Source organism: Vibrio scophthalmi LMG 19158 (genome assembly GCF_000222585.1).
In the GTDB taxonomy this organism is placed as follows: domain Bacteria; phylum Pseudomonadota; class Gammaproteobacteria; order Enterobacterales; family Vibrionaceae; genus Vibrio; species Vibrio scophthalmi.
This window is the reverse complement of sequence record NZ_AFWE01000135.1, coordinates 1-6,570: the sequence shown is the minus strand read 5'-3', so window position 1 is coordinate 6,570 and position 6,570 is coordinate 1. Positions and strand designations below refer to the sequence as shown.

8 protein-coding genes are annotated in these 6,570 nt (G+C 36.4%); 4 read left to right on the top strand and 4 right to left on the bottom strand.

Going from position 1 to position 6,570, the window contains the following annotated elements:
• Nucleotides 1-269: 269 nt before the first annotated feature.
• From RH88_RS10560 to RH88_RS10545, 3 genes are all read right to left on the bottom strand, one after another.
• Entirely contained in the window at nucleotides 270-998 is a 729-nt protein-coding gene (locus RH88_RS10560; RefSeq protein ID WP_005595711.1) for a carbonic anhydrase family protein, read from the bottom strand.
• Nucleotides 999-1,095: 97 nt separating this feature from the next.
• Nucleotides 1,096-1,476: a NirD/YgiW/YdeI family stress tolerance protein gene (locus RH88_RS10555; protein WP_005595709.1), complete on the bottom strand. Its 381-nt coding sequence runs from the start codon at nucleotides 1,474-1,476 to the stop codon at nucleotides 1,096-1,098.
• Nucleotides 1,477-2,164: 688 nt separating this feature from the next.
• The gene (locus tag RH88_RS10545) at nucleotides 2,165-2,815 is read right to left on the bottom strand and encodes a recombinase family protein (RefSeq protein ID WP_005595706.1); all 651 of its coding nucleotides are present in this window, start codon (nucleotides 2,813-2,815) and stop codon (nucleotides 2,165-2,167) included.
• Between the two features lie 289 nt (nucleotides 2,816-3,104).
• Between RH88_RS10545 and RH88_RS10540 the strand changes: the two genes are divergently transcribed.
• From RH88_RS10540 to RH88_RS10530, 3 genes are read left to right on the top strand one after another with little or no spacing between them, the layout of a single operon-like run.
• The gene (locus tag RH88_RS10540; RefSeq protein ID WP_005595705.1) at nucleotides 3,105-3,506 is read left to right on the top strand and encodes a hypothetical protein; all 402 of its coding nucleotides are present in this window, start codon (nucleotides 3,105-3,107) and stop codon (nucleotides 3,504-3,506) included.
• A gap of 1 nt (nucleotide 3,507) precedes the next feature.
• Complete coding sequence (locus tag RH88_RS10535) at nucleotides 3,508-4,122, top strand: heme-binding beta-barrel domain-containing protein (protein WP_005595703.1); 615 nt, start codon at nucleotides 3,508-3,510, stop codon at nucleotides 4,120-4,122.
• Nucleotides 4,123-4,137: 15 nt separating this feature from the next.
• Nucleotides 4,138-4,704 carry a YceI family protein gene (locus RH88_RS10530; protein ID WP_005595701.1) on the top strand — a complete coding sequence of 189 codons (567 nt, stop codon included), beginning with the start codon at nucleotides 4,138-4,140 and terminating at the stop codon, nucleotides 4,702-4,704.
• Between the two features lie 73 nt (nucleotides 4,705-4,777).
• On the opposite strand, the gene RH88_RS10525 is transcribed toward RH88_RS10530, so the two are convergent.
• Nucleotides 4,778-5,272, bottom strand: a complete 495-nt coding sequence (locus RH88_RS10525) for a DUF3379 family protein (protein ID WP_005595700.1) — start codon at nucleotides 5,270-5,272, stop codon at nucleotides 4,778-4,780.
• A gap of 396 nt (nucleotides 5,273-5,668) precedes the next feature.
• On the opposite strand from RH88_RS10525, the gene RH88_RS10520 reads away from it, so the two are divergent.
• Nucleotides 5,669-6,433, top strand: a complete 765-nt coding sequence (locus tag RH88_RS10520) for a ParA family protein (protein WP_005595698.1) — start codon at nucleotides 5,669-5,671, stop codon at nucleotides 6,431-6,433.
• The last annotated feature ends 137 nt before the right edge of the window (nucleotides 6,434-6,570 follow it).

Genomic DNA, 6,570 nt, shown 5'->3' with positions numbered 1-6,570 from the left:
AAGGCGATAAGCCATAAAAAAGGACATTACTATCTGGGGCTACATTTCGCGGTGCGTCATGTGCCTATTACGGTAAATGCTCGATAGATAATGATAAAAAGGCATAGCGTCAATTAAACACTATGCCTTCTGTTAAATATTTATGAATGGAAGTGCGGTGCTCTTATATAGTTATAAACGAGTGCGACATTCATTTTGTCTAATATGTTAAACAATTGATTAATAATATAAAGCTTGGTTAATGTCCAAGCCTTTGCCCTATTCATCAGTTAGATAAATTCGACTTTACCTGTCGATATATCATACATAGCTCCAACTAATTTGATTGACCCTGATTTTTCAAGGTTTTTCAATGTAGGGCTATTTTTTCGTATATCGTTTAAAGTGAGCATCACGTTTGTTCGGGCTACTGCATCAACAAAATCATAGTTGTCCGCATCACGCTTACCGAGATAAGTCGTTTTACCTATGGCTGGTTTTATTTTGTCTAAAAGGCTTGTTAAGTTGCCTAGTTTTGCGTTTGCAATGGCTCCTTTTACAGCTCCACATTTCGTATGACCTAGCACGAGTACAACTTTTGCTCCCGCAACGGCACAAGCGAACTCCATACTCCCTAAAATATCAGTATTTGATACATTACCAGCTACACGGCTATTGAATACATCACCAATGCCTGTATCTAAAATAATTTCAGCTGGTGCTCTTGAATCGATACAACTTAAAATGACAGCTGCTGGGTACTGTCCATCTTTACTGCTTCGTTTTTGTGCTTTGTAGTCGTGATTTAATGGTTTGTTATTAACGAATCGGTCGTTTCCTTTTTCCAGAAAAGAAATTACATCATCAGGACTCATTGCATCACGTTCGCTTTGACTTAACGATGCTGCATAAGTAAGTGATGGAGTAAGAAACGCAGCCGTTCCACCAAGAGCTAATAGACTTGCTCCAGCAACAGAACCTTTAAGAAGGTTGCGTCTTCCATTATCAGTATTACTCATTGAACAAACTATCCTTTTATTGATAAATCCAACAATGACAATATATGAAGCTCTTCGTTTTTGTACTTAAATTTATGTATACAAATGTAAAAACGCACTAAAGGATTTTGATTACATCAACATCAACCTTAACGCCTGACATGTTTTTATCAATTTCACCCATGATTTGCACATTTGTTGTTGGTGTGGCTGATTGACCAAACCACTTGTCGTGGTCAATTTCTACGGTTACTTCCCCTGTTGAGTCTGCAAACAGATACATTTCTCCGCCAAGTGAAGATTTGATACGGCCTGTCAATGTTACGGGCATATCGTCACTGAACATCCCTGAGTCAAGAACTTGTTTTACTGTTGAAATACCTTGAGTTGGTCCTGAAAAACCAGACTGAGTCTGAGAGGTATTTCCGACGAAACCTTGTGCAAAAACACTGCTAGAAGCGACTAGTGCAAAAGTGGTCATTAAAAGTTTAGTTTTCATTGTGTAGTCTCTGTTTTGATTAATTACCTCAATATCTTACGGTTTATTACTGAACTGAAAATGAACGTTTTGAAAATCTAATCGTCGCTCGCTTCAGAAGTGTCAAGCTAGTTGACGCTCTACAGTCGCTACATTGAGTTTATAAGGAACGTGTTCGGTAGCATTATAAAATACCACGATCGAAATTATCGATCGTGTCGATCGATTGCTGTGATCGAGTGGTTTTTTTTAACAATGCTTTACTATTCGGCTGAATATGCAATTAGTGAGCTATAAAGTGGAAAAAACGTATTTAATTGAGGCTTTTGTAAAAAATTTAGATGGACTTGCGTTCATTAGGGATTGCGCGAACGGGTAGTTGATGTTTGAAAATGATAGACACAAAACATTTACTGAAAGTGTAAGAAAACACGAGCAGGAAAAGACTCAAAGCGAATTTAAAGCGCTCTATTCTTTTTGTAATTATGTTGACAGTGAATTTAGACGAAAGCTTGAGCCCACATTTGCCTTTGAAACTGTGTCTCGTGAAGGGTTTAGCTCATGTCGCTTTCTTATTGAATATAAGAAGACTCCGGCTATTTTAACTCTGATCGTATCGTGCGGTACGGGTACTGAATTATTTAATGATGTGTATACGTGCCAAGTTAGGAAGTATTTAACATTGCATTAATTCACAGGCAAGGAGCGTCTACTGTGGCGCTTCTTGTTCGACTGAGCGTTCATTCATTAGTTTCTTTGCGACTCGTATTACGGTACGAGTAGATACATTGGTTAATTTTGCAGTGTCGCTAATACTCAGCCGGTTAATGACTCTGAGCTGATATATTTTTTCATGCAGCTCTAGGTTCGCCTGCTTCCCTCGGTACTTCCCTTCCTCTCTCGCCTTCTTTATTCCTTCGGCTTGACGGCGACGGCGATCTTCATAATCTTTCCTCGCTATTGCGGCCAGCATGTCCATCATCATGTTATTGATGGCTTTTATCATCGAGTTGGTAAATTCGTCTGTTATTTGAGGAGATAATGCAATGTGACTTGTTGGCAAGTCTAAGCTAATGACCTTTAATTCTTTCTTAAGTAGCATTTCTTTTAGTGTGAACCAACTTTGTTCATCTAGTCGTGAAAGGCGATCTATCTGCTCTATGATAATTGCATCCCCAATAGCGGCATCGTCAAGTAAACGCAAAAGTTCAGGTCTTTGGAGTGACGCGCCAGATTCATTTTCTATATACCATCCTGCTATGCGAGAGCCTTTTTGCTGTACAAACTGTTGTAATGCAGTCTGGGCTCGCTTTGCATTCTGATCGGAAGTTGATGCTCTTAAGTAGCCAAAGATGTACATAGTTTTCCTCAAAGTGACGTTTAAGTAATGATCTTAAGGTGGGTGTCATATATGTTATGACAATTATGGTTTTTATGTCAATTTAAGATGGTGATCTAGAGGTATATCTAAATGGCATGATGTGTTTAAAGCATTGACTAATTGAACTGGATGTAATGTTGAGTAAATGGAATTGTTTCATCTTTGTTTGAGGTGTTTTTTATCATGGCGACAAAAATTTTTACTGAAAGGTTGTTTTTTAAATCACGGTCTATTTATTTAGGCATCAGTGTATTTTAGTGGAAGTCGCATGAAAGGATTCAGTTTGCATTGTAATGAGGGTTTTTTGATCAAGGTGCTAGTTTCTTTGGGGGCTGGCTATTTGGGAGGGGTTGCGAATGTTATTACTATTTGGTTTATTAATATCGTGGCCGGAAAGTTAATATTAGATAGTCAATTTTTATACAAGCAAATCGCATGGGGTGGATTATGGGCTGTTTTTTATGTTGTTGATGTCTTTGGGAATAACTGGAAGGTAAAAGGGTTTGCTATATCTATACTGGCAACAGTATTTACTTTTTTTGTATTTAGAACGTTGGATGTTACATTTGAAATATTACTTCGCTCCTTTGTTGTTAATGTTATTATTTGGGGTGGAGTATCATCTTTCTTGTATCATAAAACGTTATTTAATAGCAGTGAAGGTGAGTAATATGAATAATAAAATAAAAGTTTTTATATTTTGCATATCAACAGTAGCATCATCAGCGGCTTCAGCATCATTAGATTTTGGCCCTTTAGAATCGTTAATTGGCACGTGGAAAACAGTTGATTCTGGAGGTGTTGACGTAGCACCAGGACAAAATGGATCAAAGGTTGGTCGAGGTGGGCCAGCAGTTGAGCCATTTTATGAGGTCATCACCTTTAAGCCAGCAGCTGACGCGACAAATGCTAGTGAGCAATATTTAACAGCAATATATTACGAGCAAGAAGTTTTTCGTAAACGAGATGATGGTAAATTTCACGATCAGAGAGGATATTTACTCTACGATAAGAAAAATCAATTAGTGTATAACTCTTATTGCGTTCCTCGTGGAGTCTGTATCGTATCAGAAGGTAAATCAGGCTCTAAAATTGACTTTAACACATCAAAAGAAGGGATTGCTCAAAGTAAATTCATGGTTAACAATGCATTGACTACAGGATTTACCATGTCGATGGATTTTACAGATGAAGATATATTACGCTATGCGCAGATTACTAGCTTAAATATATATGAAAAACCATTTGCACATAGTGATTCAAGCACGTTGAAAAAGATCAAATAGCCGTTGGAGGTTTTTATGAAAAGGATGTTTGTTTTAATTGGATTTATCGTTTCATTTGGCGCATATGCAAAGGATGACTATAAAATAATACCTTCGATTTCATCTCTGAATTTTGCGACTGTAAAAAATCAATATATCATAGAGACAGCGTCGATTATACCAACGAAGGGATTGTTAAATCAAGATGGAACTTTTTCAATAACTTTACCAATTAGCACTATCAAAACTGGAATTTCAATTAGAGATGAGCGTTTGAAAACCCTTTTTTTTGAAGAATCTAAGTTTCCTAAGGTCGTAGTGACCGGTAAAGTCGACTTTGGAACAATATCCAATGAGCCAAAGTTAATATCATTACCTGTAGATGTTAAAATCTATGGTAAAGTAAATACAGTTACGTTTCCTGTAGTGGTTATGAGCTCTGACGATTATATTCTGGTAAGTAGCTACAATCAGAGCGTTATAGGTACTTCTGATTTTGGTATACCTAGTGAGAATTTGATCAAACTTGCTGCTACTGTCGGTGGCATAAACATTTCAGATCGAGCTCCTATCAGTTTCACATTAGCTTTTAGTAAGTTATAGACAGGATAGTCTAGGGCAAGATTTCTGATCTTGCCCTGCTTCCAATCCACATCAAAAATGGATAGTTTTACTATTACGTTGGTTTAACTATGTCTGTTAGTTGATTTGCAATAATTTCGAGATTCTCATCTAAGTTGCCAATTAATATGATGCTCGAGTTACCTATTGGCATTGTTAATGTATTTTTGTTGGCTTTTTTAGTTGTTGTCTTTTTACTGATGGCATTCGTCAAGAAAACGCTGACATCGCCATGTTTCCCTTCTAAAATTAGATATAATGCATCTTCACCAGCAAAACCACAGTGATTTAGATAACGAACGTTATAAGGGATTTCTTCAGAAAATTGATAATTAAATGGACGAGTTTTAACGTTAATATCTGATATTGATACATTTTCTTTTATATCAGTAACAAATTCTAGATCTCTTGTCACTCGTTTCATCGCTATGTCTGCTAGGCTGACATTATCCTCACCGATAAACGTGTTATTCCAATTGAACTGGCTAACAAGTAAGCCTGCGACAAAAGATATAGAGATGATTTTGAGATTTTTTTTCAAAATGTTCATTATTTTATCTGTGATTCAGTTGATCGGTAAAACAGGCTCTACTTTAAATGATTTAAGGAACTCAGATAGCATCGCATATGCAATTAGTGAACTTGCTTCATAATCATTTGCGAATGATTGTCCGAAAACGAACGAATCTCAATCTATCGAGTGCGATGTGACAGTCATATAGACACCCTAATGTCATAACCTATGCGTCACGGACTGTGCGGTATAGTTAAAGATCAGCTTAATTCTTGTCTTAATGTACATTTTTATAGAGATAGTTGAAATTATTTAATTTTAAAATCAAAACAACAACTTAATCCTCTTATCGTTGTTTTCTTTTCCAGTGGTGCTCAACCCCAGATGTTTTTTATGAATGTAATACTTTTAGTATTACTAAATGGGCTGTTTATGACTAAAATTATTTCTTTGTTAAACCAAAAGGGTGGAGTTGGTAAGACAACTACAGCTATTAACCTATCGGCTACTCTCGCTAATCAAGGTTATAAGGTTCTTGGAATTGACCTTGACCCACAAGGAAACTTTTCCAAAGTTGTATCTGGCGGCGAAGTCCGCTTTGAAAAAAATGTTCTACAACTCTTTGTTAAAGATAATCGTGTTGATATTCAAGATTTAATTATTGAATCTAATTGTATTGAACGCTTTTCTTATATACCGACAGATATACGACTTAGCCGTGTTATCGAATCAGGATTGACGCTCAGCTTTCGAGAGCAAAGATTGAGCAAGCATTTAGGTAAAATTAGAGACCAATTCGATTTTATTATTCTTGATTGCCCACCTAATCTTTCATTGACGACTACTAACGCAATTGTCGCAGCAGATTTATTTTTGATGCCCGTCAATAGTGGTGTTTTCGCATTAGATGGTTTAGAGGATTTACGCGATGCTTTAAACGAAGTTGGTCAAGGTGAAACACTAAACTACTATGTTTTTAGAAATGAAGTCGCTGTTAACAACAAAAAAATCAACACTGCGATTGATGAAGATTTGGTGCAAATCGCTAATAACAGAACTCTTAAAGCCTCGATTCGTCGTTCAGAAGATATTGGCCAGGCTTCATTTATGTCTATGCCTTTAAGTCAGTATAAGAAAGGTTCTGTTGCCATAAATGATTATAAGTCTTTAGCAAAAGAAATTTTACTTAAATTGTAATACTAATAGTATTACTTATTTGTGGGAGGGTAATACTAATAGTATTACTTGTTTATGGATTTGAAAAATAGAACTAAGAGGCTCGCTAGAGAAAAGTTAGATGAGCCACTAACCACAATCACCAATCAAAAAAAGGC